29 protein-coding genes and 3 tRNA genes are annotated in these 26,236 nt (G+C 63.7%); 15 read left to right on the forward strand and 17 right to left on the reverse strand.

Annotated features, from left to right (window positions below):
* Positions 1 to 34: 34 nt before the first annotated feature.
* Genes CJD35_RS12185 through CJD35_RS12205 form a run of 5 tightly spaced genes read left to right on the forward strand, consistent with a single transcriptional unit; the run spans position 35 to position 3,980 of the window.
* Complete coding sequence (locus tag CJD35_RS12185; protein ID WP_017182702.1) at positions 35 to 1,033, forward strand: threonine dehydratase; 999 nt, start codon at positions 35 to 37, stop codon at positions 1,031 to 1,033.
* A complete protein-coding gene (metZ, locus tag CJD35_RS12190; RefSeq protein ID WP_017182701.1) occupies positions 1,030 to 2,238 on the forward strand; it encodes an O-succinylhomoserine sulfhydrylase in 1,209 nt (402 codons plus the stop codon). Before CJD35_RS12185 ends, metZ begins: the two co-directional genes overlap by 4 nt.
* 32 nt (positions 2,239 to 2,270) lie before the next feature.
* Positions 2,271 to 2,669 (forward strand): Co2+/Mg2+ efflux protein ApaG, encoded by a 399-nt coding sequence (apaG, locus tag CJD35_RS12195; RefSeq protein WP_026002311.1) that lies wholly within the window; start codon positions 2,271 to 2,273, stop codon positions 2,667 to 2,669.
* The gene (locus CJD35_RS12200) at positions 2,666 to 3,457 is read left to right on the forward strand and encodes a LysR family transcriptional regulator (RefSeq protein WP_017182699.1); all 792 of its coding nucleotides are present in this window, start codon (positions 2,666 to 2,668) and stop codon (positions 3,455 to 3,457) included. Before apaG ends, CJD35_RS12200 begins: the two co-directional genes overlap by 4 nt.
* Positions 3,458 to 3,479: 22 nt before the next feature.
* Positions 3,480 to 3,980 carry a hypothetical protein gene (locus CJD35_RS12205; RefSeq protein WP_017182698.1) on the forward strand — a complete coding sequence of 167 codons (501 nt, stop codon included), beginning with the start codon at positions 3,480 to 3,482 and terminating at the stop codon, positions 3,978 to 3,980.
* 11 nt (positions 3,981 to 3,991) lie between these two features.
* Here CJD35_RS12205 and CJD35_RS12210 read toward each other — a convergent pair whose 3' ends face one another.
* The 7 genes from CJD35_RS12210 to aroA form a co-directional block, all read right to left on the reverse strand.
* The gene (locus CJD35_RS12210) at positions 3,992 to 5,776 is read right to left on the reverse strand and encodes a cation:proton antiporter domain-containing protein (protein ID WP_017182697.1); all 1,785 of its coding nucleotides are present in this window, start codon (positions 5,774 to 5,776) and stop codon (positions 3,992 to 3,994) included.
* Positions 5,777 to 5,893: 117 nt separating this feature from the next.
* A tRNA-Leu gene (locus CJD35_RS12215) sits at positions 5,894 to 5,979 on the reverse strand.
* 48 nt (positions 5,980 to 6,027) lie between these two features.
* Entirely contained in the window at positions 6,028 to 6,318 is a 291-nt protein-coding gene (locus CJD35_RS12220; RefSeq protein WP_017182696.1) for an integration host factor subunit beta, read from the reverse strand.
* A gap of 167 nt (positions 6,319 to 6,485) precedes the next feature.
* Complete coding sequence (gene rpsA / locus CJD35_RS12225; protein ID WP_026002310.1) at positions 6,486 to 8,198, reverse strand: 30S ribosomal protein S1; 1,713 nt, start codon at positions 8,196 to 8,198, stop codon at positions 6,486 to 6,488.
* 169 nt (positions 8,199 to 8,367) lie between these two features.
* Positions 8,368 to 9,003 carry a (d)CMP kinase gene (gene cmk / locus CJD35_RS12230; protein ID WP_017182694.1) on the reverse strand — a complete coding sequence of 212 codons (636 nt, stop codon included), beginning with the start codon at positions 9,001 to 9,003 and terminating at the stop codon, positions 8,368 to 8,370.
* Positions 9,000 to 9,251 (reverse strand): CBU_0592 family membrane protein, encoded by a 252-nt coding sequence (locus tag CJD35_RS12235; RefSeq protein ID WP_019052007.1) that lies wholly within the window; start codon positions 9,249 to 9,251, stop codon positions 9,000 to 9,002. Before CJD35_RS12235 ends, cmk begins: the two co-directional genes overlap by 4 nt.
* Entirely contained in the window at positions 9,248 to 10,558 is a 1,311-nt protein-coding gene (gene aroA / locus CJD35_RS12240) for a 3-phosphoshikimate 1-carboxyvinyltransferase (RefSeq protein WP_017182692.1), read from the reverse strand. Before aroA ends, CJD35_RS12235 begins: the two co-directional genes overlap by 4 nt.
* Positions 10,559 to 10,740: 182 nt before the next feature.
* Between aroA and CJD35_RS12245 the strand changes: the two genes are divergently transcribed.
* From CJD35_RS12245 to CJD35_RS12265, 5 genes are all read left to right on the forward strand, one after another.
* Positions 10,741 to 11,076 carry a TIGR02300 family protein gene (locus CJD35_RS12245; protein ID WP_017182690.1) on the forward strand — a complete coding sequence of 112 codons (336 nt, stop codon included), beginning with the start codon at positions 10,741 to 10,743 and terminating at the stop codon, positions 11,074 to 11,076.
* 89 nt (positions 11,077 to 11,165) lie between these two features.
* Positions 11,166 to 11,241, forward strand: a tRNA-Ala gene (locus CJD35_RS12250).
* A gap of 115 nt (positions 11,242 to 11,356) precedes the next feature.
* Positions 11,357 to 11,432 (forward strand) — tRNA-Ala (locus tag CJD35_RS12255).
* An 84-nt stretch (positions 11,433 to 11,516) separates the two neighbouring features.
* Entirely contained in the window at positions 11,517 to 11,981 is a 465-nt protein-coding gene (locus CJD35_RS12260) for a GAF domain-containing protein (RefSeq protein WP_017182689.1), read from the forward strand.
* 268 nt (positions 11,982 to 12,249) lie between these two features.
* Positions 12,250 to 12,714: a cache domain-containing protein gene (locus CJD35_RS12265; RefSeq protein WP_017182688.1), complete on the forward strand. Its 465-nt coding sequence runs from the start codon at positions 12,250 to 12,252 to the stop codon at positions 12,712 to 12,714.
* A 60-nt stretch (positions 12,715 to 12,774) separates the two neighbouring features.
* Here CJD35_RS12265 and CJD35_RS12270 read toward each other — a convergent pair whose 3' ends face one another.
* The gene (locus CJD35_RS12270) at positions 12,775 to 15,051 is read right to left on the reverse strand and encodes an ATP-dependent helicase (protein WP_017182687.1); all 2,277 of its coding nucleotides are present in this window, start codon (positions 15,049 to 15,051) and stop codon (positions 12,775 to 12,777) included.
* 103 nt (positions 15,052 to 15,154) lie between these two features.
* Here CJD35_RS12270 and CJD35_RS12275 point away from each other — a divergent pair, with 103 nt between their 5' ends.
* Both CJD35_RS12275 and CJD35_RS12280 read left to right on the forward strand, forming a co-directional pair.
* Positions 15,155 to 15,550 carry a GFA family protein gene (locus tag CJD35_RS12275; protein WP_017182686.1) on the forward strand — a complete coding sequence of 132 codons (396 nt, stop codon included), beginning with the start codon at positions 15,155 to 15,157 and terminating at the stop codon, positions 15,548 to 15,550.
* Between the two features lie 196 nt (positions 15,551 to 15,746).
* On the forward strand, positions 15,747 to 16,190 hold the full coding sequence (locus CJD35_RS12280) for a hypothetical protein (RefSeq protein ID WP_017182685.1): 444 nt from the start codon (positions 15,747 to 15,749) through the stop codon (positions 16,188 to 16,190).
* Here the strand turns inward: CJD35_RS12280 and CJD35_RS12285 are convergent.
* Positions 16,153 to 16,626, reverse strand: coding sequence for an RrF2 family transcriptional regulator (locus CJD35_RS12285; RefSeq protein WP_017182684.1), 474 nt, complete (start codon positions 16,624 to 16,626; stop codon positions 16,153 to 16,155). The genes CJD35_RS12280 and CJD35_RS12285 overlap by 38 nt on opposite strands.
* A gap of 108 nt (positions 16,627 to 16,734) precedes the next feature.
* On the opposite strand from CJD35_RS12285, the gene CJD35_RS12290 reads away from it, so the two are divergent.
* Positions 16,735 to 17,178, forward strand: a complete 444-nt coding sequence (locus CJD35_RS12290; RefSeq protein WP_017182683.1) for a globin domain-containing protein — start codon at positions 16,735 to 16,737, stop codon at positions 17,176 to 17,178.
* On the opposite strand, the gene rsmD is transcribed toward CJD35_RS12290, so the two are convergent.
* Together rsmD and CJD35_RS12300 are read right to left on the reverse strand one after the other, a co-directional pair.
* The gene (gene rsmD, locus CJD35_RS12295) at positions 17,163 to 17,714 is read right to left on the reverse strand and encodes a 16S rRNA (guanine(966)-N(2))-methyltransferase RsmD (protein WP_019052016.1); all 552 of its coding nucleotides are present in this window, start codon (positions 17,712 to 17,714) and stop codon (positions 17,163 to 17,165) included. The genes CJD35_RS12290 and rsmD overlap by 16 nt on opposite strands.
* Entirely contained in the window at positions 17,711 to 18,694 is a 984-nt protein-coding gene (locus CJD35_RS12300) for a pseudouridine synthase (RefSeq protein ID WP_017182681.1), read from the reverse strand. Before CJD35_RS12300 ends, rsmD begins: the two co-directional genes overlap by 4 nt.
* Before the next feature lie 174 nt (positions 18,695 to 18,868).
* On the opposite strand from CJD35_RS12300, the gene CJD35_RS12305 reads away from it, so the two are divergent.
* A complete protein-coding gene (locus CJD35_RS12305; protein ID WP_017182680.1) occupies positions 18,869 to 19,327 on the forward strand; it encodes a response regulator in 459 nt (152 codons plus the stop codon).
* 78 nt (positions 19,328 to 19,405) lie between these two features.
* Positions 19,406 to 20,731 (forward strand): AmpG family muropeptide MFS transporter, encoded by a 1,326-nt coding sequence (locus tag CJD35_RS12310; RefSeq protein ID WP_026002308.1) that lies wholly within the window; start codon positions 19,406 to 19,408, stop codon positions 20,729 to 20,731.
* Here CJD35_RS12310 and CJD35_RS12315 read toward each other — a convergent pair.
* The 6 genes from CJD35_RS12315 to CJD35_RS12340 all read right to left on the reverse strand — a co-directional run bounded on the left by CJD35_RS12315 (position 20,716) and on the right by CJD35_RS12340 (position 26,231).
* The gene (locus CJD35_RS12315) at positions 20,716 to 21,159 is read right to left on the reverse strand and encodes a DUF6628 family protein (protein WP_026002307.1); all 444 of its coding nucleotides are present in this window, start codon (positions 21,157 to 21,159) and stop codon (positions 20,716 to 20,718) included. The two genes, CJD35_RS12310 and CJD35_RS12315, sit on opposite strands and share 16 nt — an antisense overlap.
* A gap of 68 nt (positions 21,160 to 21,227) precedes the next feature.
* A complete protein-coding gene (locus tag CJD35_RS12320) occupies positions 21,228 to 22,550 on the reverse strand; it encodes a bifunctional folylpolyglutamate synthase/dihydrofolate synthase (RefSeq protein ID WP_017182677.1) in 1,323 nt (440 codons plus the stop codon).
* Between the two features lie 30 nt (positions 22,551 to 22,580).
* Positions 22,581 to 23,432, reverse strand: a complete 852-nt coding sequence (gene accD / locus CJD35_RS12325; RefSeq protein ID WP_017182676.1) for an acetyl-CoA carboxylase, carboxyltransferase subunit beta — start codon at positions 23,430 to 23,432, stop codon at positions 22,581 to 22,583.
* Positions 23,429 to 24,244 carry a tryptophan synthase subunit alpha gene (gene trpA, locus CJD35_RS12330; RefSeq protein WP_174703658.1) on the reverse strand — a complete coding sequence of 272 codons (816 nt, stop codon included), beginning with the start codon at positions 24,242 to 24,244 and terminating at the stop codon, positions 23,429 to 23,431. Before trpA ends, accD begins: the two co-directional genes overlap by 4 nt.
* A gap of 2 nt (positions 24,245 to 24,246) precedes the next feature.
* Positions 24,247 to 25,488: a tryptophan synthase subunit beta gene (trpB, locus tag CJD35_RS12335; RefSeq protein ID WP_017182674.1), complete on the reverse strand. Its 1,242-nt coding sequence runs from the start codon at positions 25,486 to 25,488 to the stop codon at positions 24,247 to 24,249.
* Between the two features lie 98 nt (positions 25,489 to 25,586).
* Positions 25,587 to 26,231 (reverse strand): phosphoribosylanthranilate isomerase, encoded by a 645-nt coding sequence (locus CJD35_RS12340; protein WP_017182673.1) that lies wholly within the window; start codon positions 26,229 to 26,231, stop codon positions 25,587 to 25,589.
* Positions 26,232 to 26,236: the final 5 nt, after the last annotated feature.

Genomic DNA, 26,236 nt, shown 5'->3' on the forward strand with positions numbered 1-26,236 from the left:
TCCTGTTCCCGGCGCCCGGCTTATTGCGGCTGTCATGACAGATTTCTCCCTTGCTTCGCTCCGTTCCGCCGCCGCGATGGTCCATGCCCAGGTGCCGCCAACCCCGCAATATGCCTGGCCGCTGCTGGCCGCGCGCGCGGGATGCGAACTCTGGGTAAAGCATGAAAATCACACGCCCACCGGCGCGTTCAAGGTGCGCGGGGCGATCACCTATATCGACTGGCTCCGCCGTACGCACCCGCATGTCACCGGCATCATCACCGCAACCCGTGGCAATCATGGGCAGGCGCAGGTCCGCGCCGCCACTGCCGCGGGGCTCAAGGCCACGATCATCGTCCCCCACGGCAATGCGCTGGAAAAAAATGCGGCCATGCGGGCGTTCGGCGCGACCCTGATCGAACATGGCCATGATTTCGACAGCGCCAAGGCCGAAGCGCTCCGCCTGTCTGCCGAGCAGGGGCTTTTCATGGTCCCGGCCTATCATGACGAACTGGTCCGGGGCGTCGCCAGCTATGGGCTGGAACTGTTCGATGCGGTGCCGGACCTCGACACGGTTTACGTCCCCGTCGGCTGCGGTTCCGGCCTCTGCGGCACCATCGCGGCGCGCGATGCGCTGGGCCTCGCGACCAAGATCGTCGGCGTCGTCTCCGCCCATGTCGATGCCGCCAAGCGCTCGTTCGAGGCGGGCAGGCTGCTCGCCAGCCCCACCGCCTACACTTTTGCCGATGGCGTGGCGGTATGCACGCCGGTACAGGCCGCGCTTGATTATTTCGGACCCCGCGCCGACCGCTTCGTCGCCGTCACCGACGATGAAGTCGCTGCCGCAATCCGCCATTATTGGCAGGACACGCATAATCTGGCCGAAGGGGCCGGAGCGGTCGCGCTTGCCGCCGCACTTCAGGAAAAGGAGGCGATGCGGGGCAAGAAGGTTGCAGTTATCCTGTCTGGCGGTAATGGCGACATGAGCCAGATGGCCGAAATATTGGGCGGCGCCACCCCCGTGGTGCGGCAGGACATGCGGAAAGCGATATGAAGCGGAAAAGCGGTCAGAACCCGGATATCACCAAGAACTGGAAGCCAGCCACGCTGGCGATCCGGGGCGGCACCGCGCGCAGCGAATGGGGCGAAACCTCCGAAGCGCTCTTCCTGACCAGCGGCTACAGCTATGACCGGGCGGAGGACGCCGCCGCACGCTTTGCCGGTGAACAGCAGGGCATGACCTATTCGCGCCTCCAGAACCCGACCGTGGAGATGCTGGAACAGCGTATCGCCCTGCTCGAAGGGGCGGAAGCCTGTCGCGCCACAGCAACCGGCATGGCGGCGATGACCGCAGCGCTGCTCTGCCAGTTGTCGGCGGGCGACCATGTCGTCGCGGCCAAGGCGGCGTTCGGTTCCTGTCGCTGGCTGACCGACACGCTGCTGCCCAAATTCGGGATCGAAACGACCACGATCGACGCGCGCGACACCGCTGCGTGGGAAGCCGCGATCCGGCCTAACACCAAGGTGTTTTTCTTCGAAACCCCCGCAAATCCGACCATGGATGTGGTGGACTTGCGTGCCGTCTGCGCCATTGCGAAGGCGCATGGCATCACCAGCGTCGTGGACAATGCCTTCGCCTCGCCAGCGCTCCAGCGGCCCATGGAATTTGGCGCGGATGTCGTGGCCTATAGCGCGACCAAGATGATGGATGGTCAGGGCCGGGTGCTCGCGGGCGCGGTCTGCGGCACGCGCGAGTGGATCGACAATGTCCTGCTGCCGTTCCACCGCAACACCGGGCCGACGCTCAGCGCCTTCAACGCCTGGGTGGTGCTGAAGGGGCTGGAAACGCTGGACCTTCGCATCCGCCGCCAGAGCGAAAATGCGCTGAAGGTCGCCGCCTTCCTTGAAGGCCGCGTGGCGAAAGTCCTGTATCCCGGCCTTCCAAGCCATCCCCAGCACGCATTGGCCATGTCGCAAATGGCGATGGCCGGTCCCATCTTCTCGCTCTATGTCGGCGGTGGCCGGGCCGAAGCGCACGGCCTGCTCAACGGGCTCGAACTGGTCGACATCAGCAACAATATCGGCGACTCGCGGTCGCTCATGACCCATCCGGCCTCCACCACCCATTTCGGCATGGCCGAAGCGGCGCGGCTGGAAGTCGGCATTACCGAAGATATGCTCCGCCTGAACGTGGGTCTGGAGGATGCCGACGACGTCATTGCCGATCTTGATCGCGCTCTCACGTCGATAGGGCGTTGACGGGAGGCATCGGCCAAGCGCATCTCAGCATCATGAACGCGCTTTTCCCCTTCCACGCGACGACGCGCGATGTGACTGTTCATGTCGCCGTCTCCTTCCTGCCCGAACAGTCGGAGCCGGACCGGGGCCGCTGGTTCTGGGCCTATCATATCCGCATCGAAAATCACGGCGACCTGCCGGTGCAACTGCTCAGCCGCCACTGGATCATTACCGACGGGCGGGGCGTCCAGCACCGTGTCGACGGCGACGGCGTGGTCGGTGAACAGCCGGTGGTACAGCCGGGCAAAAGCTATGATTATGTGTCGGGTTGCCCGCTCAATACGCCCACCGGATCGATGCAGGGCAATTATCAGATGATCGGCGTGGGCGGCGAAACCTTTGAGGTCGCGATTCCGCATTTCGCCCTCATCGCCCCGGCGGTCGCCGAATGAAGCGCACCCATTTGCCGCTGAACGGCCTGCGTGTGCTGGACGCAGCGGCCCGGCACCTGTCCTTCACCCGCGCCGCTGATGAACTGGCGGTCACGCCCGCTGCTGTTGGCCAGCAGATTCGCGCGCTGGAGGATCTGCTGGGCGTCGTCCTGTTCCGCCGCACGCCCAAGGGGCTGGAACTGACCCCGGAAACCGAAGGCGGCCTCGACGCGCTGCGCGCCGGCTTTCTGGAATTTGAGGAAGCCGTCCGCGCCATGCAGGCGGGCCAGTCCAGCAGCGCTCTCACCATTGCGGCGCCGCGCGACATCACCGCCAAATGGCTTCAGCCGCGTCTGGCCGCCTACGCCGCCAGCCAGCCCGGCCTGACCTTCTCTCTGGTCGCGGCTGACGAGATGCTCGATTTCACCGAAGCCAATCTCGATGTCGCGCTGCGCCTGTCCGACCGGGTCGGGGAGCATGAGGGCGTCCAATTGGGCGAGCCGCTCTTCGTTACCGTAGAGGCGGCCAATGGCGGCCCGGACCAGCGCATCGAATGGCCCGGCTGCCCGTCGAGCGATCAGCCTGCCAGCATCCGCGTGGCCGACGCCGGACTGGCGATCGAGGCCGCCGCGACTGGCTTTGGCCGTGCCAGCGTGCCGTTGCTGTTGGCGGAGGCGGATTTGACCGCCGGACGCATCCGTCAGGTCGGCGACGCCGTCGCTTCGCCGCTGTCCTACTGGCTGATCGCCCCGCTACCGCAATGGCGGCAGAAGAAGGTGAAGGCTTTGGTCGAGGCGCTGACGCGCTGATATTGCGATGAGGATAGGTGATATGCGTGGCATGGCCGGATGGACGAGCAGCGTTCTGGCGTTCGCGCTGGTTGCCTGTTCCGGCGGCGAAGATTCGCTCGCAAATGATGCAAGGACGCCAACCGTTGCGCAAAATGCCGCGGGGAATGCTGCTGGTGGGCCTGTCCCCGATGCCAACGCTGTAGGGAATGTCGCAGAGCCGGACGCCGACAGTTCAGTGTCGACCATCTATGGCGATTGCTATCTCAGGATCGACGGCAAGGTCTATCTCGACATCAAGAAGGATTGCCCGATGGTGTCGTTGCATGACGGCAATGGCAGTCTGATCCTGAATTCTGATGGCGAGCATCAGGTCAAAACCTATTTCGCCTATCTGACACCCAATGGAGACGGTACGGCTGGCGCGTCATGGAATGAAGAACCCGGCGTCACCCATGCCCAGGCGCTGTTGTCCGAAAATCTCAAGCGGGACGGCGCCTGCTGGTTCGACAGTCGTGTCAGGATTTGCGCCACCCAGCGCTGAAGCGGGGAGTGTCAGCTCACCTCGTCGGGTCGCAGCCGCCGCAATTTCGGGACGGTGGCCATCTGCGCTGCATCTTTAATGTCCACCCGCAAATCCTCGCGCATCTGATGGATGGATGCGATCACTGGCCCCATCGCCACACCCAGATCGACCAGCGCAGTCTCGGCCAGTTGCAGCGAGCTTTCCAGCGTCTCCGGCACTGCATCGCTCGCACCCGCCTTGTAAAGCTGCGCGGCATGACTGGTATCGCGCGCGCGGGCGATGATCGGCAGATCCGGCACCCATCCACGCACCCGCCGGGTCAGCCGGACGGACAGGACCGGGTCGTCCATCGTCAGGATCAGCGCGCGGGCATGGCCCAGCCGCAGCTTGTCCAGCATTTCCACCCGCGCCACGTCGCCGAATAATATGGGATAACCCGCCCGCCGCGCTTCCGCGACGACGTCGGGGTCCGATTCAACGACGATGAAACGCTGCTTGTGGGTCTTGAGCAGGTCGCACACCATCCGTCCGACCCGGCCAAAGCCGATGACGACCGCTGCTGCCTCGGCATGCTCCTCGCTCGCTTCGGGCAGTTCTTCACCCAGCGCCATTTCCAGTCGGCGGGCGACATCATGGCCAATCCGCGCCAGCAACGGCGTGATGGTCAGGCCAATGGCGGTGACGATCTGCCAGAAGGCGGCGGTCGACGGCAGGATCAGTTGTGCCGCCGCTGCGGTCGACAGCACGATCAGGGTGGTCTCCGACGGGCTGGACATCAGCACGCCAACCTCCAGCGCCACGCCCTTGCGCGCCCCGGAAAAATAGAGCAGCGCGGCGGTCACCAGCGTCTTGGCCAGCACTACGCCCGCCACCGCCAGCACCAGGCTGGGCCAGTTGGCCAGGATCACGCGAATGTCCAGGCTCATGCCGACCGTTATCAGGAATACGCCCAGCGCCAGCCCCTTGAACGGCGCGGTGATGACCTCGACCTCGCCATGATAATCGGTTTCGGCGATCATCAGTCCGGCCAGCAGCGCTCCCACGATCGGCGACAGGCCAGCGATGGACGTCGCCAGGCTGGATACGATGACGACCAGCAGGCTCGCGGCCAGAAACACCTCCGGGCTTTTCGTCCGCGCCGCCTGGCTGAAAATATGCGGCAGGAACAGGCGGCCCAGCACCAGCATGATCGCGATGGTGATGCCGCCGCGCATCAGCGTGCTCATCATCTCGCCCCACGCCCCGTCGGGACTGGCCGCGACGGACGGTGCCAGCGCGCCGAGCATGAAGATGATCGGCACCAGCGCCAGATCCTCGAACAGCAGCATCGAAAATGCGGCTTTCCCGACTGCGCTCTGGGTGCCGACCATCGGCAGCACCACGGCGGTCGAGGACAGCGCCAGCGCCAGCCCCAGACCGACTGCGCCTGCGGTCGGTTGGCCCAAGGCGTAGAGGCCGAGCGCAATCAGCGCCCCGCTGCACAGCAATTCCGCCGCGCCCACGCCGAACACCTGCGCCCGCATCGTCCATAAACGCTTGAAGCTCAGTTCCAGCCCGATGGAAAACAGCAATAATATGACGCCCAGTTCCGCAAATGGCTCGATCGCCGCGCGGTTGGAAATGGTGACATGATAGAGCCAGGGATATTGCCCGACCAGCGCGCCCAGGCCAGCCGGGCCGACCGCCAGCCCGACCAGGATGAACCCGATCACCGGACTGATGCGAAAGCGCGCAAATCCGGGAATAACCAGTCCGGCCGCGCCAAGGATGACGAGGGAGTCGCTGAAGCTATGGGGATCAATCGCACCGGCCATGTCGCCATCATTGCGGCAAGTCGGTGGAATATCCAGCCTTTTGGTAGAAAAATGCCGTTACGGCAATTCGCCAAGCGCCGCGCGGGTGCCTGCCCAAAACCGGGGATTTGAGAAAAGTGGTGCGGACGGCGGGACTTGAACCCGCATTTCCAGGGGAAGGCGGATTTTAAGTCCGCTGCGTCTACCGATTTCGCCACGTCCGCGTGCCGCATTCCCTGACGGCTGGCGCGGATCAGGTCAAGCCGCTGTGATCAGCTTTCGCCCTTGACGTTCAGCCGCTCGCGCATTTCCTTGCCCGGCTTGAAATAGGGGACGCGCTTGGCCGATACCGGCACTTGCTCCCCGGTGCGCGGGTTGCGCCCGGTGCGGGCTTCGCGCGCGCGCGTCGTGAAAGCGCCAAAGCCGCGCAGTTCCACACGACCGCCCGACGCCAGCCGGTCGACAATCTCGCGGAAGAAAAGATCGACGATCTTCTCCACCTCCGCAAGGTTCAACCCCGGATTTTCATCAGCCAGTTTCTGGATCAATTCCGAACGGATCATTGGTTGTCCAGCGCCCCTCTGCCGTGTCCCATCCATTGCATAGAGATTTGGCAAGGCGTTGACAATGAGGGAACAAGAAGTTCGTTTCGTTTCCAGAAACATTTGCAAAAGCCCGCCGGAACCAGTGTTCCGGCGGGCTTTCTGTTCGCTGCAAGGTGCGAAGGGGTTTAGCCTTCGGTCTTGGCCTTCAGCGCTTCGCCCAGAATGTCGCCCAGCGACGCGCCGCTGTCGGACGAACCATATTGCGCCACAGCCTGCTTCTCTTCGGCGATCTGCATCGCCTTGATCGAGAAGGTCGGCTTCTTCGCACGGTCGAAACCGGTGATCATGGCGTCGAACTTCTGGCCGATCTGGAAGCGTTCCGAACGCTGTTCGTCACGGTCACGGCCCAGGTCGCTGCGCTTGATGAAGCCGGTGGCGCCATCTTCGCCGGCCTGGACTTCCAGGCCGCCGTCGCGGACTTCAAGGACGGTCACGGTGACGATCGCGTTCTTGTTCAGGCCAGCGGCAGCGGCAGTGGTGCCGCCCGCAGCCGGACCGCCACGCTCAAGCTGCTTCATGCCAAGGCTGATGCGCTCCTTCTCGACGTCGATGTCCAGAACGACCGCCTGCACGGCTTCGCCCTTGCGATGCAGCGCCAGCGCGTCCTCGCCAGAGATGCCCCAGGCGATGTCGGACATGTGGACCATGCCGTCGACGTCGCCGTCCAGGCCGATGAACAGGCCGAACTCGGTCGCATTCTTGACTTCGCCCTCGACGGTCGAACCGATCGGGTGACGCTCGGCAAAGCTGTCCCACGGGTTCGACTGCGCCTGCTTGAGGCCCAGCGAGATGCGACGCTTTTCGGGATCGACTTCCAGAACCAGAACTTCGACTTCTTGGCTGGTCGAAACGATCTTGCCGGGGTGGACGTTCTTCTTGGTCCAGGACATTTCCGAAACGTGGACCAGACCTTCGATGCCCGGCTCCAGCTCGACGAACGCACCATATTCGGTGATGTTCGTGACGCGGCCCGACAGCTTGGCGCCGATCGGATATTTGGCCGATGCGCCTTCCCAAGGATCGCTTTCCAACTGCTTCATGCCAAGCGAGATGCGCTGCGTGTCGCGGTTGATGCGGATGATCTGGACGCGAACGGTGTCGCCAATGTTGATCATCTCATTGGGGTGGTTGATGCGCTTGTACGACAGGTCGGTGACGTGCAGCAGGCCATCGATGCCGCCCAGGTCAACGAACGCACCATAGTCGGTGATGTTCTTGACGACGCCTTCGATGATCTGGCCTTCGGCCAGCGTCTGGATGAGGCCGCTGCGCTGTTCGGCGCGGGTTTCTTCCAGAATGGCGCGACGCGACACGACGATGTTGCCGCGGCGGCGATCCATCTTCAGGATCTGGAAGGGCTGCGGAATGTCCATCAGCGGGGTGACGTCGCGAACCGGGCGGATGTCGACCTGGCTGCCGGGCAGGAAGGCCACGGCGCCGTCCAGATCGACGGTGAAGCCGCCCTTGACGCGACCGAAGATGACGCCTTCGACGCGCGCGCTCTCGGTGAACTCGGCTTCCAGCTTGTCCCAGGCGGCTTCGCGGCGGGCGCGGTCACGCGACAGCATCGCTTCGCCATGGGCGTTTTCGACGCGATCGACATAGACTTCGACTTCGTCGCCGACCTTGATGTCGGCCTTCTGGCCCGGCATCGCGAATTCGCGCAGCGGCACGCGGCCTTCGGACTTCAGACCTACGTCGATGACGGCCAGGTCGTTTTCGATGGCGGTAACGGTGCCCTTGACGACGCGGCCTTCAAAGCCGCCGTCCTCGCCACCGAGGGAATCATTGAGAAGCGCGGCAAAATCGTCGCGTGTGGGGAATGCCGTAGAGGCCATTGTCAGTCCTTCATACATCATTGCTGGCCAACCGGTTGTATCCGATGGTCTTTGGCCAAAACACGCGCAGGACCGAATATCCGGCGCGTATCCCGCCGGTCAGGGGCTTGGGAACGCGCGGCTGTGAAAAGCGAAAAGGGCGCGTGGTAAAACCGCGCGCCTTGACGGGTCAGCCCGCAGGGCGACCTTCAAGCTGGGCGTCCACAAGCGCAATGGCCCGCTGGACGGCCGCGTCTATAGTCAAATCGCTTGTATCTAGCAAGTCCGCACCGTCCGCGATTTTCAGGGGCGCGTGATCGCGACTCATGTCGCGGGTATCGCGTGCCTGAATGTCGGCGATCAGGCTGTCCATATCGGGCTGTCCGCCCTGCGCCAGACTGTCCTTGTATCGGCGTTCGGCTCGCACATGGACGCTGGCGGTGACGAAGATCTTGGCGTCGGCGTCCGGCGCGATCACCGTACCGATGTCGCGGCCGTCCAATATCGCGCCGCCTGGCTGGGTCGCAAAATCCCGCTGCCGGGCGATCAGCGCGTCCCGTACCGCCTGATGCACCGACACGCGGGAGGCAAGGCTACCGACCGCTTCGCTCCGCAGCGCCGGATCGGCCAGTATCTCGTCGCCAAAATCGCAGGCGGCCAGCGCATCGGCCTTGATGTCCGGATCGCCACCGCGTTTCAGCACCGACAGGCCGACCGCGCGATACAGCAGCCCGGTGTCCAGGCAGGGCAGGCCATAATGACGCGCCAATGCCTTCGCGATCGTTCCCTTGCCCGACGCGGCGGGGCCATCGACAGCTATGATCATCGGGCGTTGCCTTTGCGGATCGTGTTGGCAAGGCCGATCACCGCGATCGCCGCCCAGACAATCTCCAGCGCCATCGACGCCAGATTGAAATGGATGGTGAGCGACGCGATCAGCAGCAGCGATCCCACAAGGTTCAGCAGGTTGAACCACAGGAAGTTCAGTTCCCTCGCTATATTACTATAGGCATAGGCGACCACCATCAGCCCGCTGCCCAGCAATCCGACGATATTGGCCCAGTCCATCGTCATGCCAGAGCGCCCAGCGTTCGCAGTAGCGGGACAAAGGTGGGGAAGCTGGTCGCCACCGGCGCCATATCGTCGATCATCACCCCGTCGCGCGACACCAGCCCGGCCACCGCAAAGCTCATGGCGATTCGATGGTCCAGCTTGGTTGCGATAGGCCCGCCGCCCGCCAATGGTGCGCCGCCGCTGCCCTCGATGATGATGCCGTCCTCCAGTTCCTCGACCGTTACGCCGATCGCGCGCAGCCCGGCCGCCATCGTTGCGATCCGGTCCGATTCCTTGACCCGCAACTCTTCCAGACCGCGAAACACGCTGCGCCCCTGCGCCAGCGCGGCGGCGATGAAGGCGACGGGATATTCGTCGATCATGCTGGGCGCTCGCGCCGGGTCCGGCTCTACGCCCTTGAGCGCGGAGGCCGTGACCGCCAGATCGCCCACCGGCTCCCCGCCGACCTCGCGCGGATTGATGACCTCGATCGAGCCGCCCATTTCCCGAAGCAGGTCGATCAGGCCCGCGCGCGTTGTGTTCAGACCGACATTGGCGATCGTCACCTGCGATCCGGGCACCAGCAGCGCTGCGACCATCGGGAAAGCGGCCGACGATGGATCGCCCGGCACGACGATCTGTTGCGGTTTCAGTTCCGCTTCGCCTACCAGTGTGATGATCCGCGTTCCGTCTGCTTCGACCTCGACTTCCAGTTCCGCGCCAAATCCACGGAGCATCCGCTCGCTATGGTCGCGCGTCGGAATCGGCTCGACCACGCGGGTGATGCCGGGCGTGTTGAGGCCTGCCAGCAATATCGCCGATTTGACCTGCGCCGACGCCACCGGCAACCGATAATCGAGCGGCACGGCGGGGCAGGCGCCACGCATCGTCAGCGGCAGACGGTCGCCCGGACTGGTGGTGAAGCTTGCCCCCATCCGCGCCAAAGGCTCGGTCACGCGCGCCATCGGTCGCTTGCTCAGGGAAGCGTCCCCTGTGAAAGTGGCGGTCAGTTCATGGCTCGCCAGCAATCCCATCAGCAACCGCGTCGACGTGCCGCTATTGCCCATGTCGAGCGCCTGTTCTGGTTGGAGCAGCCCGCCCACACCCACGCCATGGATATGCCAGATGCCGTCCGCATCGCGCTCTATGTCCGCGCCCATCGCCCGCATCGCCGCGGCCGTCGCCAGCACATCCTCGCCTTCCAGCAGGCCTTCGACCCGGCTTTCGCCCACCGCCAGCGCCGACAGCATCAGCGACCGGTGGGAAATGCTCTTGTCCCCCGGCACGGCGACGCCGCCCGACAGGGCAGGGGCGGCGGTGAAAGTCATGGGGGTCGGCGATGAGGAAGTGGCAGTCACTGAAGCGTTCCGATCATGTCGGGGTCGAAAAAATGCGCCCGGCTTTTGACAGCGCCGTCCCGCTATGGCAAGGCGCGCGACGTTTCGCGGGCAACTTCACCGTTGCGCCGCGTAGTTGGTATTTGAGCATCAAATAAAGGATTAGGCCGGACATGGTGAAGGCTGAATGGGGCACGAAGCGGACCTGCCCGAAATGCGCCACGCGTTTCTATGACCTGGGCAATGACAGCCCGGTCGTCTGCATCAACTGCAACGCGGCCTGGGAACCGGAGCCGGTGCTGAAGTCGAAGCAGCCGCTCCCTTATGAGGAAGCGCCCAAGAAGGTCATCGAAACCGCAGACGGTGAGTTGGAAACGGCCGATGACGATCTGGACCTCGACATCGACGTCGATGATGACGGCGATTCGCCGGACAATGACGTCGATCTGGGCGGTGACGACGACCTGGGCGTCGATGCGGCCAGTGACGACGACGCGGACGATAATTAAGTCATTTTGTTCTTGCCAAGGATGGCGCTGCGACCTAATGGCAGCGCCTCCGAAGCGCCGGACCCAAACGGCGCTTTAGCGATGGAAATGGGGCCTTAGCTCAGCTGGGAGAGCGCCTGCATGGCATGCAGGAGGTCAGCGGTTCGATCCCGCTAGGCTCCACCAGTTTCGCCGATACAGAAGCCGTCCGGGGGATGGCTTCCGGCGAAACTCCCGAAGCGCAAGCGGAGGGGCGCGATCATATACCAACGGGTTCCGCAGCATCGCTGCCGAACCGGATGGGGCCTTAGCTCAGCTGGGAGAGCGCCTGCATGGCATGCAGGAGGTCAGCGGTTCGATCCCGCTAGGCTCCACCAAAATCTTGCGTGCAATCGCGCACAATCCTAAATGGCTGCCAGATGCTGCGGTGCGATGAGCATCGCGTCAAAAGAGGTGCATCTATGCGGGACGATTTCGCTGCCTCGGTTGCGGCGCACGGTGATGACGATCGGATTCGGGCGATACTGGAAGAGGTCTGCCAGACGACAGGCATGGGTTTCGCTGCGGTCGCCAGGGTGACGGAAGATCGCTGGGTCGCGTGCCAGATCGTCGACCGGATCGAGTTCGGCCTTGATCCCGGCGGGGAACTGGAAATCAAAAAGACCCTGTGCGACGATATCCGCCGTTGCGGCGAAGGCATCTATATCGATCATGTCGCCATGGACCAGGACTGGCGCACGCATCATGTCCCCCTTTTTTACGGCTTTCAAAGCTATGTGTCGCTGCCTGTCATTCTGCTTGATGGCAGCTTCTACGGCACGCTGTGCGCCATTGATCCCAACCCCCGTTCGGTCAGCGCGCCGGCCATCGTCGCCGCCATGCAGGACTATGCCCGATCGATCGGTGCGATATTGTCGGCGAAATGATGCTGTTGTTCAGTCGATAGTGCCGGGACTTCGCCTGACTCGTTTGCGTCCAGCGGGGCCAAGGTAGATTTCCGACCTTGAGCGGTGCGGCCGCGACAGGCCTCTCCATGCATATGGCCTCATACCAAAGGTCGATTTGATCTGCGTCTAAATGCGCGGGCGCGGATCGGGTTAATTACGCTCTGTCATCGGCAATCGGATCGGGACCGAAGGTCCGCCTGCATCCGGCTTCAGCGTTTGTTGTCGATGATCAGAGGAGATTTGGCTCATGTTCCCATTTTCGCGCACCCTCACGGCTATGGTCTGCGCCCTCGCGCTTTCCGCCGCCCCCGCCCTGGCCGCCCCGCATGCCGATGCAGCACAGGCGCAGGCCATGCTCGAAAAAGCCGTGGCGACCATCAAGACGGCCGGTGCCGGGCCTGCCTTTGCTGCGTTCAATCAAAAGGACGGGGCATTCAACACCGGGGAACTCTATGTGTTCGTTTTCGACCTGAACGGGGTCTACGAAGCCTATGGCGCGCATCCCGGCTTGGTCGGCCGCGATGTCAGCGATCTGACCGATGCGGAAGGCAAACCGATCGTGCGCGACATGATAGAGATTGCCCGCACCAGCGGCCATGGAAAGATCAATTATGTCTGGCTCAACCGCGCTGACAATCGGGTCGAACGCAAGATGTCGCTGATCGAACTGGTCGACAATCATGTCGTGGGTGTCGGCTATTATCCCGAATAGGCCGGGATCGACCAGGGACCATCGACGGCATGTACTGCGTCGATGGCCCGTCACGCCGGGTCAGGGGATGGACACGAAACTGTCCAACACGCGCTTGCGCCCGGCCGTTTCGAACTCGATTTCCAGCTTGTTGCCTTCAATCTCCGCCACCGTGCCATAGCCGAATTTCTGGTGAAACACGCGCAGGCCCAACGCCATGTCGCTGCGCCCCTTGTTGCCGATAGACACTGCCGATGCGCGCGCCTCCACGATCCGCACCGGCTCGCGGCTGAACTGGCCGGATGACTGCGCCCGCTGCCACCCCGGCCCGCGCCCTTCGCCGCGCCCGACATGGGCGAACGGATCGTCCCGTTCCGACCAGTTGGCGCGCCACAGGGACGCGCCACCGCTCATGCTGCTTTCCGCATCGACATGCTCCGGCGGCAATTCGCCGACGAAGCGCGACGGAATGCTGCTGGTCCATTGGCCATAGATGCGTCGATTCGCGGCGTGCAGAATCGTGCAGCGCTTGCGCGCCCGCGTGATCGCGACATAGGCCAGCCGTCGTTCCTCCTCCAGGCTGTTGAGGCCGCCTTCGTCCAGCGCCCGCTGCGACGGGAAAATCCCTTCCTCCCAACCCACCAGGAAGGTCGAATCAAACTCCAGCCCCTTGGCGGCATGGATCGTCATGATCGTGACCTTGCGCTCTTCCTGCTGCGCTTCATTGTCCATGACGAGGCTGACATGCTCCAGAAAAGCGCCCAGCGTCTCATATTCCTCCATCGCCCGCGCCAGTTCGCCCAGATTTTCCAGCCGCCCGGCGCTCTCGGTCGATCGCTCGGCCTGCAACATCGCGGTATAGCCGCTCTCGTCCAATATCTGCCGCGCCAGTTCGGCATGGGGCAGGGCGGCCGCCCGGTCGCGCCAGCGCGCCACATCGCCCACGAAAGCGCCCAGCGACCGACGCGCCTGCGGCGTCAGTTCGTCCGTGTCGAGGATGCGCGCCGCCGCGTGGAGCAGCGGTATCCCCTCTGCCCGAGCCAGCCGGTGCAATTTCTCCACCGCCTTGTCGCCAAGACCCCGCTTGGGCACATTGACGATCCGTTCGAACGCCAGATCGTCGGCGGGCTGGTTCACCAGCCGCAAATAGGCCAGCGCATCGCGGATTTCGGCCCGTTCATAAAAGCGGAAGCCGCCGACGATACGGTACGGCATCCCGATCTGGATGAAGCGATCCTCAAACTCACGGGTCTGGTGCTGCGCCCGAACCAGGATCGCGACTTCGTCCAGCGACCCGCCATCGCGCTGGATCGCCTCGATCTCCTCGCCGACCCGCCGCGCTTCTTCCGGCCCGTCCCATATGCCGACGACGCGCACCTTCTCGCCCACGTCGATGTCGGTCCACAATGTCTTGCCCAGCCGATTGCCATTTTCGGCGATCACGCCCGATGCCGCGCCCAATATATGCGGGGTGGAGCGATAATTCTGTTCCAGCCTTATGATCTTCGCGCCGGGAAAATCCTTCTCGAACCGCAGGATATTGGCGACTTCCGCCCCGCGCCAGGAATAGATGGACTGGTCGTCATCGCCCACGCAGCACAGATTCTTGCGCGTCTGCGCCAGCAGCCGCAGCCACAGATATTGGCTGGAGTTGGTGTCCTGATATTCGTCCACCATGATATATTTGAACCGCTGCTGATAGCTTTCCAGCACGTCGCGATGGCTTTTCAATATCGTCAGAACATGCAGCAGCAAGTCCCCGAAATCACAGGCATTAACCGCGCGCAACCGGGCCTGATAGGCGGCGTACAGCTTTTGCCCCTTGCCATTGGCATAGCCCTCGCTCTCGCCCGCGCTGATGTCGTCCGGGGTCCACCCCTTATTCTTCCACTGGTCGATCAAGCCGCCCAATTGCCGCGCGGGCCAGCGCTTCTCGTCAATCCCTTCGGCCTGGATCAACTGCTTCATCAGCCGCAACTGGTCGTCCGTATCCAGAATCGTGAAATTGGATTGCAGCCCGACCAGTTCGGCATGACGCCGCAGCATCTTGGCCGCGATCGCGTGAAACGTGCCCAGCCATGGCATCCCCTCGACCGCCGGGCCGATCATACGCCCCACCCGTTCGCGCATTTCCCGCGCCGCCTTGTTGGTGAAGGTGACGGACAGGATTTCGGACGGCCAGGCGCGCCGGGTCGCGACCAGATGGGCCAGACGCGCGGTCAGCGCAGCCGTCTTGCCCGTTCCGGCACCCGCCAGCACCAGCACCGGCCCTTCGGTCGTCAGCACTGCTTCGCGCTGCGGCGGGTTCAGGCCCTTGATATAGTCGGGGTCGGTGGAGGAGGGGGCGGGAAAGTTCATGGACAACAACTAGGGCTGGGCAGGGGCGGGGGCAAGGCATCAGCCTTGCAGTGACGCGCCTTCTATGAGAACAAAAGGGGAATTGTGCAAGGGAGGACGAATCATGGCGACGGGGAAATGTCAGTGCGGCGCGATCCGCTACGAAGTCAGCGGGGAGCCCGCGCATAGCGCCATCTGTCACTGTGCCGATTGCCGCGCCAGTTCCGGCGCGCCGATGGTCGGTTGGGCCTTGTTTCAGCGGGATGCGGTGAGCATTGAAGGCACGCCGGTCGCCTATCAATCCTCCCAGAACGCGACCCGTCATTTTTGCGGAACGTGCGGTACCGGGCTGTTCTACACCAATCCCGCCATCTTCCCCGGCGGCATCGATATTCAGACCGCGACGCTTGACGATCAGTCGGCCTTTCCACCCCAGGCGCATATCCAGATGGCCGAAGCGCCGCCATGGATGGCTACCGCCAACGAACTGCCAAAATTCGATCGCTTTCCCGGCGAATAAGGCGGTTCGATACGGAGGGAAGGGCAGATGCTCCTCTCTTGCGCACATTGGCCAGACGATCACTCCTGCTTCATCTCATGGCGCATCCGGCACGGCTCACCGCCACAGCCGGAACGGGCGCGTCACGACTCCGGTTCTTCGCTCACTCTTCCCCGCGTAATGGGGCCATGAGAAAAGAAGGAAAGGATATTTTCCGATGAAGTCGATCATGCTGGCCAGCGCCGCGATGCTCAGTTTTGCCGCCGTTACAGGCGTTGCCACCGCGCAGGAAACCCCGGCTCCGATGAGCCAGCCGCCCGCTGGCGACATGGCGCCGCCTGCCGATCCTGCCACCCCCGCCATGCCAGCAGACCCTGCCATGACGGCCCCTGCTGCACCCGGAACTGCTCCGGCAACCCCTGCTGATCCCAATGCAGGGATGCCGACCGGCGCCGTCCCGGCAGACCCCGGCATGGACCCGGCGCCTGCTGGCGTTCCCAATGACCCGGCTGCACCCGTCGGATCGGCTGCAAACCCTGTGACCGTAGGCGGCAACATGACCCCGCCCCCGGCGGAGGCGAAGGACTATCCCGTCTGTTCGAAAACCGTGCAGGACAGCTGCATCAATCCGAGCGAGGCGCGCAAGGCGCGTCGCCGCTGACCAATGCATCCGGGCCGGGCAGGGCAGCGATGATCGCTGCCAGTCCGGCCCGGTCGCGGGTCGCATCGCTCAGGCTGTGCCGGTCCAGCACGGCCAGAAATGCAGCGGCGGCCTGCGCCAATATGCCGGTCAGCCCGCAAGACGGGCTGACCGGGCAGGTCGCACAGTCGGCCATTCTCATGTCCGGCTCGCTATGCCGGACCACCGCGCCGATGCTGATTTCCTCCGGCGCGCGTGCGAGCGAAAAGCCACCGCCGCGCCCGCGCTGGGTCGCGATAAAGCCACCCTGCGCCAAGCCATGCACCACCTTCATCAGATGATTGCGCGACAGTCCGTAAGCGTCGGCAATCTGCGCAATCGTCGCCCGCCCGTCTGGCGATGCTGCCAGATGAATCAGTACGCGCAGCGCATAATCGGTGTGTCGGGTCAGTTGCATGGTTTCGTTCGTTAATCCTCCGACTGGCAGGTTAAAACATATATCCTGTTTACATCTTAAAAGATGCAAATTAAATACCGCTTATCGAGTCTGTCGAAAGGCGTTTATATGTCCAGCTCACTGTCGGCTTCCACCATCGCAATCGTCAAATCGACTGGTCCCGCCCTGCGCCAGCATGGCGTCGCCATCACAACGGCCATGTACGCCAGGCTCTTTCAGGACGAAGAGGTAAAGGCGATGTTCGATCAGGCTGCACAGGCAAGCGGCGAACAGCCCAGGCGTCTGGCTGCCGCGATCCTTGGCTATGCGGAGAATATCAACAAGCTGGGTGCGCTCGACGGCGCGGTCGCCCGCATGGTCGCGCGCCATGTCGAAACCAGAGTCCGGCCGGAACATTATCCCAAGGTCGCCGCCGCCCTGCTGCCTGCCATCCGGGAGACATTGGGCGAAGAGGTCGCAACGGATGCAGTGCTGAACGCCTGGGCGGAAGCCTACGGCTTTCTTGCAAACATATTGATCGCCAAGGAGGCGGCGGCTTACGAAGCCGCCTGATCCACTGCCCGCAATATGGTGATCCGCGCCTTGCCCGCGTCACGCACGGCGTCGATGGCAAAGCCCTTCACCTCGACATCCTCGCGCCGGTCGGTCTCGATGCTGATCCAGGTCGCAGGCCCGGTCCAGCCAAGCCGCCCCAGCTTGTCGAGCGCAACCTGTCCCGCCCCCGTGCCATAGGGCGGGTCCATGAAGATGAGGTCCAATGGCTTGGGCGCGGACCCCAGAGACAGGACGCTCGACGCCCTGATGTCGGGCCTGATGCCCAGCCTTTCGCCATTGGCGCGGATCGAATCGATCGCCAGCTTGTCCTGCTCGACGAACAGGCATGTCGCCGCGCCGCGCGACAGCGCCTCGAACCCCAGCGCTCCGGACCCGGCGAAAAAGTCGCCAACCGCCAGTCCCTCGAACGATCCGATCCGGCTGACCAGCATCGAAAACAGCGTCTCGCGGGTCCGGTCGGCGGTGGGTCGGGTCGCGTCGCCCTTCGGCGCGGTCAGCGGGCGACCGCGCCATTGGCCGGATATGATCCTCATTTGCTGTCCTTCAGGCTGGCCTTGAACTGGACCAGGTCATGCTGGCGTATTTCCTGAACCGCGCCGGGCGGCAGGTCGCCCAGCAGGAAGGGGCCATAGCTGGTGCGGATCAGTCGGTTGACCTGCAACCCCAGATGTTCCAGCACCCGGCGGACTTCACGGTTCTTGCCCTCCGTCAGGGTCATTTCGATCCACTGGTTGCGTCCGGTGCGCCGCTCCAGATTGGCCTCGATCGGGCCGTAGCGAACGCCCTCAATCTCGATCCCGTCGAACAGATCCTCCAGTTGCTGCTGGCTCACCTCGCCAAAGGCGCGCGCCCGGTAGGTGCGGGGTACGCCGGTGGAGGGCAGTTCCATCTGCCGCTTGAAGCCGCCATCTGTGGTCAGCAGCAACAGCCCTTCCGTGGTCATGTCCAGCCGGCCGATGGGCATCACCCGCGGCAGATCGGCGGGCAGCTTGTCATAGATGGTCGGCCGTCCGGCGGGATCGCGCTCGGTCGTCAGGAAGCCGGTCGGCTTGTGGAACAGGAACAGCCGGGCAGGGGGCGGCGCGGCAATCGCCACGCCATCGACCGCCACGCCATGGAGCGACGCCAGCAAGGTCGCGGGCGTCTCGACCGCCACGCCATTCAGCGTCACGCGCCCTTCCTCGATCATCCGCTCGACCTCGCGCCGCGAAGCGACCCCTGCGCGCGCCAGCAGCTTGGCGATGCGCTGTGGCTCGCCCTTGCCATCGCTGGCCGCGGCGGCGCGGGCGGGATGCGGATTGGCGGGCGTCTTGGCCCCGGCACCCGGCTTCTTGAAACCGGGCTTGCGACCCCAAGGCTTGGCGCTGGCGGCGGGTCCGGTGGTGCCGTCCCCCGGCTTGCCAGAGCGCGGCTTTCCATCGGCCTTGCGGCCCGGCGCGCCAGCGCCGGACGGGCGTTTGGGGCCGCCAGGGCCTGCCCTGCGGGGCGGTCCAGATTTTTTCGGCGGTTCCAAGGGCGGGTTCCTTTTCGTGGGCACTGGCCCTTCCCATATGGCGGGAAAGCCAGCAACGGGCTGAACGGTGCCGCCCCGGCGCTTGGGCGAGGGCGTTATTGCACTCGTCCGGCAACCCGGCGCGGTACGCGGCGTTTGATCGGTGGGCATGGCGCAAACAGGGCGGATCGGCAAATGTTTTTCGGGTTTGTGAAGGGCGAAGGCGCACGCACCGGACGGCGCAAGGCGATCCGCACCGTGCTGGTGGTGGAGGATGAACCCCTCGTCGCCTTCGACAATGAACATGCGCTCGAACAGGCGGGCTACCGCATCGCGGCGACGGTGGATGATTACGACCACGCGATCAGCGTCATCGACGGTGGCGGGCTCGATCTCGTGATCGCCGATGTCAGCCTGAAGGGCGACCGCAGCGGGATCGACGTCGCCCGCCACGCCGCGACGAAGGGGCTGCCGGTTCTCTTCGTCACCGGCGCCTGCCCGCTGGACGCCCGCGCGCTCGCGCTTGGATGCTTGGCCAAACCCTATGCCCCGCGCGATCTGGTGGCCGCGATCGGCGTGGTCGATGCCGTGCTGCGCGGCGCACGCCGTCCACGCTCGCCGATCGGCCTCACCCTGTTCGATACGTCCGATTGATCCGATAGCAGGCTTGCCAGCACCGCATCAGGCCATATGGTGGCGCGCAACAAAGGCTTGCGGGGGACGCGCACCATCATGACGGATGCCATTACCGGCACGAACAGCTGGCTTACTGCGGTAAAGCCCTATGCCCAGAAAGCCCCTTTGGCGGCCTTTTTTCTGGGCGTATCGTCCGGCTTTCCCTTTGCGATGATTGGCGCGACGCTGACTACGCGCCTCGCCCAGGACGGTATCGACAAGAAGGCGGTGACCGCCTTCACCCTCGCATTTCTGGTCTATAACCTCAAATGGCTTTGGGCCTGGGTTGTCGATGGCGTCCGTCTGCCGGTCATCGGTCGGCTGGGGCAGCGAGTCTCATGGCTCCTCTTGGCAGGTCTGCTGGTGATGGCGGCCGTTGCCAATCTGGCTTTGGTCGATCCGACCACCAGTCTGATCCAGACAGCTTATGCCGCCATATTGGTGGGCGTCGCCGGGGCGACTTTCGACATTGTGATCGACGCCTATCGCATCGAATTGTTGAAGCCTGAACAATTGGGCGTCGGGTCGGGCATGTCGCAATATGGCTGGCGCATCGGATCGGTCGCGGCCGGTGCGCTGGCGCTGGTACTGGCGGCGCGGATCGGCTGGGAAGGGGCATATCTTGCCTGCGCCACCTTCGCCTTGCCTGCCATGCTTACCGGCCTGTTACTGGGCGAGCCGGAACGCCATCGCGATCCGCTGGAACGGCGCGGACTGGGTGAAATCTGGCCGTCGATCGCAGGGCCATTAATGGAGTTTTTCCAGCGCAAGGGCGCGCTGCTCGTGCTGCTGTTCATCCTGCTGCACAAGATTGGCGACACGCTGGCGAACCTGACCTTCCGCCTGCTGTTTGACGACATGGGCTATACCAATGACGAAATTGCGATTTACGACATCGGCATCGGCTTCTGGGCTTATCTGATCGGCATATTCGTGGGCGGCGTTCTCTACGCCCGGCTAGGTATGAAAAGATCGGTGTTGCTCAGCCTCATCCTGATGGGCGTTTCCAATTTCAGTTTCGCGGCGCTGGCCGCACTGGGCAAGAGCAATTGGGGCATGGCAGGCGCAATCGGGTTCGAGAATTTCGCCAGCGGCATCGGCGGCGTCACCGTAGTCGCCTATTTTTCGGCTTTGTGCGACCTGCGCTTTACCGCCGCCCAATATGCGCTGATCTCCGCAGCCGCCAGCATCGTGGGCCGCTTCCTCACCGGGACGACAGCAGGCGGTCTGATCGAACAATTTGGCTATGTCGATTTCTACCTGCTCACCACGGCGGCGGCAGTGCCGGGCATCATCCTGTTCTGGCTGATGATGCGCGCCGGTCTGATCGATGCCAGCGTCGGCAGCGCCGCGACCGATCCGGGCGATCACCCCTCGCCATAAAGCTCCAGCGGCCGACCCAGGTCGGCGTGCGCCTGTGCGACCGCCTGCAAGCAGGTCAGCGCGCCCAGCGCATGGTCATTACCCAATAGTCGGCTGACATGCGCATAGGCCGCGTTGGGATCGCGCAGGGCGTCCCCCGTCGCCTGCATCATCAGCGCCTCGTCCACTGTCATCCGTACGCAACAGCAGGGCGCGACCAATATCTTGCGGCTCGACGCGCGCGCCAGTTCCAGCATCATCGCCCGCATCAGCACGAGCGGACGCCGGTAGCTGCGCCCGAATGCGCCCAGCATCGCATTGGCGGCATGCGCGTCGTTGACGCCCGCGCTCGCCATGCGACGCATGACGAACAGGAACAGCCGGTTGCCATAGCCTGACGGCATCGGCCGGGGCAGGTCGTCGAGGGAGGATGTCTCTCCATGTGCCATGATAGTGCGCCTTCTGCGGTGGTCTGATGTCCGCAGATTACGCTATTGCGAGTCAATCGCAAGTATAATCAGTCAGGCAGTTGATCGTTCAGCCGCAAAATCTCGCCCGCCAGATAAAGCGACCCCCCGATCAGCAGCTTGGGCGCTGAATGGCCAGCCGCTGCAATCGCCCTGATCGCGGCGGTCGGCTCGTCATGCGCGGTGCAGCCAATGCCCCAGCGCGCCGCGATCGCGGCGAATCGCTCTGCTCCATGATGCTCATGCCCTGGCACCGGCAATGCGTGGATATGCGCGATCCGCCCTGCGAAGGGGGAGAGGAATGCATCGACATCCTTGTTGGCGAGCATCCCGATCACCAATTGCAGCTTCTGTCCCTCCAGCCGCTCGCCGGTAAAAAAGGCACTGATCGCTTCGCCCGCGCCCGCATTATGCCCGCCGTCGAGCCACGCCGTCGCCGCATCGGACAGGGGCGCGAGCAGGGGGCCATGGTCGAGCCGCTGGAGTCGTGCTGGCCAGTGCGCCCACAGTGGCGCGGCCTTGAGTGCGGCTTCCGACAGAGGCACAGCGTTTTGGTGCCGCAACATGGCAAAGGCCAGCGCGGCATTCTGCACCTGATGTGCGCCCGCCAGCCGGGGTAGCGGCGTGTCGAGCCGCCCCTGTTCATCGCGATAATGCAGCCGGTCGCGATAGGCGGCGGCGTCCCAGCCATCGCCCTGGCCGACCCAACTGGTTCGCGCACGCGCGACCGCGTCCATCATCACCGGGAATAGCGTTTCGGCATAACGTTGCGTGACCAGCGCCGCCCCTTGTTTGGCAATCCCCGCTTTTTCCGCTGCAATGGCGGCCAGCGTGTCACCCAGAAAGGCCTGATGGTCGATGCCCAGTTGCGCGATGCCGCACACCACGGGATTGGCGATGACGTTGGTGGCGTCCAGCCGCCCGCCAAGGCCAACCTCGACAATGCAGGCATCGGCCGGATGCTCGGCAAAGGCTAGAAAGGCTGCCGCTGTCGTCACCTCGAAAAAGCTGGCATTCACCCCTTCGGCAATGTCCAGAACACGCTCCAGATAACGCGCCAGCGCATCGTCGCTGATCAATTGTCCCGCCACCCGGATACGTTCGTTGAAGCGGACCAGATGGGGCGAGGTAAAGACATGGACGGTCTTGCCATCGGCTTCCATCGCCGCGCGCAGGAAGGCGCAGGTCGATCCCTTGCCGTTGGTGCCCGCAACGTGAAAGACCGGCGGCAGCGCGCGGTGGGGATTGCCCAGCCGCTCCAGCAGCGTGGTTATCCGCTCCAGCCCCAATATATCGGCGCCAGGGGATAACGACCAAAGCCGGTCGAGTTGCGATTGCACCGCAGGATGATCCGATACCGCGTGATCGGCCATGCGCGCCGTCCCCCCCCTATAGGCTTGATGTCAGGCGGCAGCCCTTGGCGTCAGATAGTCGATGACCCGCGCCAGCGTGTCGCGCAATTCAGCGCGATGAACCACCATGTCGATCATGCCATGGTCCAGCAGATATTCGGCGCGCTGGAATCCTTCGGGCAGCTTTTCGCGGATCGTGCTTTCGATGACCCGCTGTCCGGCAAAGCCGATCAGGGCATTGGGTTCGGAAATCTGGATGTCACCCAGCATAGCATAGCTTGCCGTGACGCCGCCCGTGGTAGGATCGGTCAGTACGACGATATAGGGCAGGCCCGCGGCATGCAGCTTCTGGATCGCGACGGTCGCGCGCGGCATCTGCATCAGCGACAGGATGCCTTCCTGCATGCGGGCACCACCAGCGGCGGTGAAGATCACATAGGGGCATTTATGGGCGATCGCATCATTCACGCCCTGGATGAAGGCCGCGCCCACGCCCATGCCCATGGACCCGCCCATGAAGGCGAAATTCTGCACGCCCATAACCAATGGCACATCGTCGATCGCGCCACGCGCGTTGATCAGCGCGTCATGATCGCCCGTCGCCAGTCGTGCGGCCTTGATGCGGTCGGGATAACGCTTGCTGTCGCGGAATTTCAGCGGATCTTCCTGTACATGCGGGGTCGGCAGCAGGATGAAGCCGGCGTCCAATATATGCTCGAACCGTTCCGAAGGCCCGATGCGGCCATGATGGTCGCAACGTGGGCACACAGACAGATTTTCTTCCCATTCCTTGATGAAGATCATCTCCGAACAGGATGGGCATTTGTGCCACAGCGTTTCGGCGGTCTGTTCCTTCTTGGCGATGAAGGGGATGGCCTTGCGGACGCGGTTGATCCAGCTCATGCGGCGGTTTCCCGTGAATTGGCGGTGAGCGCACCGCTCAGGGCGGCGACGAATTGCTGAACGAAGGGCGCGGCGGCATCGCCGTGCGACCCGACCAGATCGACGATCGCCGATCCTACGACGACGCCGTCGGCAATGCGACCGATCGCGGCGGCCTGTTCCGGCGTACGAACGCCAAAGCCGACGGCTATGGGCAGGTTGGTCGCGGCCTTCAACTTCTGGACGGCCATATCGATATTGGCCTGCGCTGCCTGCTGCTTGCCGGTGATCCCTGCCACCGACACATGGTAGAGGAAGCCGCTGGCGCCCTCCAGTACCGCGGGCAGCCGTTTGGCGTCGGTGGTGGGCGTTGCCAGCCGAACCAGATGAATACCCGCGCTGCGCAGCGCAGGACCAAGTTCTGCATCTTCCTCCGGCGGCACATCGACGCAGATGACGCCGTCCACACCAGCCGCCTTGCACTGGTCGGCAAACCAGTCGGACCCGCGCACCAGCATCGGATTGGCATAGCCCATCAGTACCAGCGGCGTGTCGGGGTGGCGGGTACGGAAATCGGCGGCAATCGCAAAGATATGCGCCGTTTTCGTGCCGGACCCCAGGCTGCGCAGATTTGCCAGTTCGATCGCCGGGCCATCGGCCATAGGATCGGTAAAGGGCATGCCGAGTTCGATAATGTCCGCGCCCCCGGCGACCAGCGCGTCGAGGATCGCGGGGGTGGCCGCGACGGTCGGATCACCGGCGGTCACGAAGGTGATGAGCGCAGCGCGGCCCTGTGCCTTGCAGGCGGCGAAGCGGGTAGCCATCCGGTCCATCATCACATCTCCACGCCGAGCGCGTCGGCGACCGTGAAAATATCCTTGTCCCCCCGGCCAGACAGGTTGACGACGATGATCTTGTCCGCATCCATGGTCGGCGCAACCTGCTCCGCCGCAGCGATGGCATGGGCGGATTCGAGGGCAGGGATGATGCCTTCCAGCGCAGACAGTCTCTGGAAACTGGCGAGCGCTTCATCGTCGGTAACCGGCATATATTGGACCCGGCCAATTTCGTGCAGCCAGCTATGTTCCGGCCCGATGCCCGGATAATCCAGCCCAGCCGAAATGCTGTGGGCTTCCGTAATCTGGCCGTCCTCATCCTGAAGCAGATAGGTGCGATTGCCGTGCAATATGCCCGACGCACCGCCCGCCAGGGATGCGGCATGCTTGCCGGTCAGTCCTTCGCCGGCCGCTTCCACACCAATCATCGCGACGTCCGTGTCGTCCAGGAAGGGATGGAACATGCCGATGGCGTTGGAACCGCCGCCGACCGGGGCGATCAGCATATCGGGCAGGCGTCCTTCGGCCTCCATCATCTGCGTCTTGATTTCCTTGCCGATGATCGACTGAAAATCACGCACCAGTTCGGGGTAGGGATGCGGCCCGGCGGCTGTGCCGATGATGTAGAATGTATCATGCACATTCGACACCCAATGGCGCAGCGCGTCGTTCATCGAATCTTTTAGCGTTGCTGATCCCGACGTCACCGGAATGACCTCAGCGCCCAGCAATTTCATGCGGAACACATTGGGCTTCTGGCGCTCGACATCCTTGGCGCCCATGAAAATCTTGCATTCCATACCGAACAGCGCGGCGACGGTTGCCGTCGCGACACCATGCTGACCAGCGCCGGTTTCGGCGATCACCTTCTTCTTGCCCATGCGACGGGCGAGCAGCGCCTGACCGATGCAATTGTTGATCTTGTGCGCGCCGGTGTGGTTGAGTTCCTCGCGCTTCAGATAGATTTTCGCGCCTTTTCCGGCAGGCGCGTCCTTGCGCAGCGCTTCGGTCAGCCGGGCTGCGTGATATAGCGGGTTGGGGCGTCCGACATATTGTTTGAGGAGATAATCATATTCCTCCTCAAACGCCGGATCGGCCTTCGCCGCGCGATAGACTTTTTCAAGGTCCAGGATCAGCGGCATCAAGGTTTCGGCGACGTAGCGCCCGCCAAACTGGCCGAAATGGCCACTGGCATCGGGCTGGCTGCGCAGGCTGTTGGGCAAGCTGATAGTGTCGGTCATGATCGTTTCAGTCTCTTGGGTCAAAATGGGCGTTCGCTTCGGTCGGGGAAGCGATCAGCGCCATCGTGTCCCGATGCGCTCGACAGGGGCGAACAGCGTCAACATTGGGAAACCGCTTTGCAGAAGGTGATGATCTTGTCCATATCCTTGATGCCCGGCGCGCTTTCCACGCCCGACGAAACGTCGATCAGGGGCGCGCCGGTTATGCGGACGGCTTCGGCGACATTGTCTGCGGACAGGCCACCCGACAGGCCCCATGGTCCCGGCACTGCCACACCGCGCAGCAAGGTCCAGTCGAACCGCAGCCCCATGCCGCCGGGCAGTGCCGCGCCATCGGGCGTCTTGGCGTCAAACAGCAGCCGGTCGACCGCGCCGGTATAGGCGCTGGCCGCCTCGATGTCGGCGCGTGTCTTGACCGAAATCGCTTTCCATACCGACAGGCCGGAGCGATGGCGGATCGCCGCTGCGCGCTGCGCGCTTTCCTTGCCATGGAGTTGCAGGGCGGTGAGCGCGCCGGTCGCGACCAGTTCGTCCAGCATCTCGTCGGTCGGATCGACCACCACGCCAACCCGCTCGACATGGGCAGGGGCGATCGCGGCCAGCGCCCTGATCTGGCCGGTATCGACGTGGCGCGGGCTTTTGGGGAAATGGACAAATCCGATATGGCTGGCACCGGCACGCACGGCTGCGCCTACCGTATCGGTAGTCGAAAGGCCGCAAATCTTGATCGCGAGTCGGGACATGGCAG

It is taken from the genome of Sphingobium xenophagum (genome assembly GCF_002288285.1).
Classification (GTDB): Bacteria; Pseudomonadota; Alphaproteobacteria; order Sphingomonadales; family Sphingomonadaceae; genus Sphingobium; species Sphingobium xenophagum.

Excerpts from the sequence above, each read along its gene's own strand:
- CJD35_RS12185 (WP_017182702.1), top strand. The coding sequence starts at position 35 with ATGACAGATTTCTCCCTTGCTTCGCTCCGTTCCGCCGCCGCGATGGTC.
- metZ (WP_017182701.1), top strand. The coding sequence starts at position 1,030 with ATGAAGCGGAAAAGCGGTCAGAACCCGGATATCACCAAGAACTGGAAG.
- apaG (WP_026002311.1), top strand. The coding sequence starts at position 2,271 with ATGAACGCGCTTTTCCCCTTCCACGCGACGACGCGCGATGTGACTGTT.
- CJD35_RS12200 (WP_017182699.1), top strand. The coding sequence starts at position 2,666 with ATGAAGCGCACCCATTTGCCGCTGAACGGCCTGCGTGTGCTGGACGCA.
- CJD35_RS12205 (WP_017182698.1), top strand. The coding sequence starts at position 3,480 with ATGCGTGGCATGGCCGGATGGACGAGCAGCGTTCTGGCGTTCGCGCTG.
- CJD35_RS12210 (WP_017182697.1), bottom strand. The coding sequence starts at position 5,776 with ATGGCCGGTGCGATTGATCCCCATAGCTTCAGCGACTCCCTCGTCATC.
- CJD35_RS12220 (WP_017182696.1), bottom strand. The coding sequence starts at position 6,318 with ATGATCCGTTCGGAATTGATCCAGAAACTGGCTGATGAAAATCCGGGG.
- rpsA (WP_026002310.1), bottom strand. The coding sequence starts at position 8,198 with ATGGCCTCTACGGCATTCCCCACACGCGACGATTTTGCCGCGCTTCTC.
- cmk (WP_017182694.1), bottom strand. The coding sequence starts at position 9,003 with ATGATCATAGCTGTCGATGGCCCCGCCGCGTCGGGCAAGGGAACGATC.
- CJD35_RS12235 (WP_019052007.1), bottom strand. The coding sequence starts at position 9,251 with ATGACGATGGACTGGGCCAATATCGTCGGATTGCTGGGCAGCGGGCTG.
- aroA (WP_017182692.1), bottom strand. The coding sequence starts at position 10,558 with ATGACTTTCACCGCCGCCCCTGCCCTGTCGGGCGGCGTCGCCGTGCCG.
- CJD35_RS12245 (WP_017182690.1), top strand. The coding sequence starts at position 10,741 with ATGGTGAAGGCTGAATGGGGCACGAAGCGGACCTGCCCGAAATGCGCC.
- CJD35_RS12260 (WP_017182689.1), top strand. The coding sequence starts at position 11,517 with ATGCGGGACGATTTCGCTGCCTCGGTTGCGGCGCACGGTGATGACGAT.
- CJD35_RS12265 (WP_017182688.1), top strand. The coding sequence starts at position 12,250 with ATGTTCCCATTTTCGCGCACCCTCACGGCTATGGTCTGCGCCCTCGCG.
- CJD35_RS12270 (WP_017182687.1), bottom strand. The coding sequence starts at position 15,051 with ATGAACTTTCCCGCCCCCTCCTCCACCGACCCCGACTATATCAAGGGC.
- CJD35_RS12275 (WP_017182686.1), top strand. The coding sequence starts at position 15,155 with ATGGCGACGGGGAAATGTCAGTGCGGCGCGATCCGCTACGAAGTCAGC.
- CJD35_RS12280 (WP_017182685.1), top strand. The coding sequence starts at position 15,747 with ATGAAGTCGATCATGCTGGCCAGCGCCGCGATGCTCAGTTTTGCCGCC.
- CJD35_RS12285 (WP_017182684.1), bottom strand. The coding sequence starts at position 16,626 with ATGCAACTGACCCGACACACCGATTATGCGCTGCGCGTACTGATTCAT.
- CJD35_RS12290 (WP_017182683.1), top strand. The coding sequence starts at position 16,735 with ATGTCCAGCTCACTGTCGGCTTCCACCATCGCAATCGTCAAATCGACT.
- rsmD (WP_019052016.1), bottom strand. The coding sequence starts at position 17,714 with ATGAGGATCATATCCGGCCAATGGCGCGGTCGCCCGCTGACCGCGCCG.
- CJD35_RS12305 (WP_017182680.1), top strand. The coding sequence starts at position 18,869 with ATGTTTTTCGGGTTTGTGAAGGGCGAAGGCGCACGCACCGGACGGCGC.
- CJD35_RS12310 (WP_026002308.1), top strand. The coding sequence starts at position 19,406 with ATGACGGATGCCATTACCGGCACGAACAGCTGGCTTACTGCGGTAAAG.
- CJD35_RS12315 (WP_026002307.1), bottom strand. The coding sequence starts at position 21,159 with ATGGCACATGGAGAGACATCCTCCCTCGACGACCTGCCCCGGCCGATG.
- CJD35_RS12320 (WP_017182677.1), bottom strand. The coding sequence starts at position 22,550 with ATGGCCGATCACGCGGTATCGGATCATCCTGCGGTGCAATCGCAACTC.
- accD (WP_017182676.1), bottom strand. The coding sequence starts at position 23,432 with ATGAGCTGGATCAACCGCGTCCGCAAGGCCATCCCCTTCATCGCCAAG.
- trpA (WP_174703658.1), bottom strand. The coding sequence starts at position 24,244 with ATGGACCGGATGGCTACCCGCTTCGCCGCCTGCAAGGCACAGGGCCGC.
- trpB (WP_017182674.1), bottom strand. The coding sequence starts at position 25,488 with ATGACCGACACTATCAGCTTGCCCAACAGCCTGCGCAGCCAGCCCGAT.
- CJD35_RS12340 (WP_017182673.1), bottom strand. The coding sequence starts at position 26,231 with ATGTCCCGACTCGCGATCAAGATTTGCGGCCTTTCGACTACCGATACG.